General features: G+C 31.3%; 2 protein-coding genes. Both read left to right on the plus strand.

Annotation, left to right across the window (positions count from 1 at the left end):
- A partial coding sequence (locus AMN78_RS02695; RefSeq protein ID WP_256997703.1) for a thiamine pyrophosphate-dependent enzyme occupies positions 1–335 on the plus strand: 335 nt, incomplete at its 5' end.
- 8 nt (positions 336–343) lie between these two features.
- A partial coding sequence (locus AMN78_RS02700; RefSeq protein ID WP_143323160.1) for a Gfo/Idh/MocA family protein occupies positions 344–709 on the plus strand: 366 nt, incomplete at its 3' end.

The following is a 709-nucleotide window of genomic DNA, read 5'->3' on the forward strand; positions in this document are numbered from 1 at the left end:
GATTACAGTTATACAAAGGCGGTAAAGAATTTAATTGTTTACTTAAGAGCTCTAAAACTCCGAACCTTGTACCTGTTGATTTTGCAAGTCATGCTAAAAGTATGGGAGCAGATGGCGAACACGTTAACTCGATCGCTGAATTAGAGGAGGCTTTCAAACGGGCAAAAAAATCAAAAAAAACTTATGTAATCTCAATTAATACAGATGGATATCAATGGTTAGAGGGTTCAGCCTATTGGGAAAGCCCAACTCTAGGTATAGCATCATCTAAAGAAAATAAAAAAGCCCTAAAAGAACACTTAGAAGGAAAAAAAAAGCAAAGAAAAGGTGTATAACCTATTTAATGCAAAAAATTTCTAATGTGGGATTGATTGGTTGCGGTCATATAGCTGAAACATATTTTAGAGCTCACAAATATTTCAATAATTTTAAAATAATTAAGTGTGCAGATATAAATAAAAAAGCAGCGGAAATATGTGCTAAGACTTATAAAATCGAAGCTGTATCTGTAAATGATATACTTAAAGATAAAAAAATTGAAATAATTTTAAATCTTACAATTCCTACTGCACACTATTTAATTGCAAAAAAAGCGTTATTGAATGGTAAACATGTATATTCTGAAAAACCTTTGGCGGTTGACTTCAAGGATGGTTCAGAACTTATAAAAATTTCACAAAGAAAAAAACTTTTCATAGGTAGTGCTCCT

The organism is Candidatus Pelagibacter communis, assembly GCF_001179945.1.
GTDB lineage: Bacteria > Pseudomonadota > Alphaproteobacteria > Pelagibacterales > Pelagibacteraceae > Pelagilacustribacter > Pelagilacustribacter ubique_A.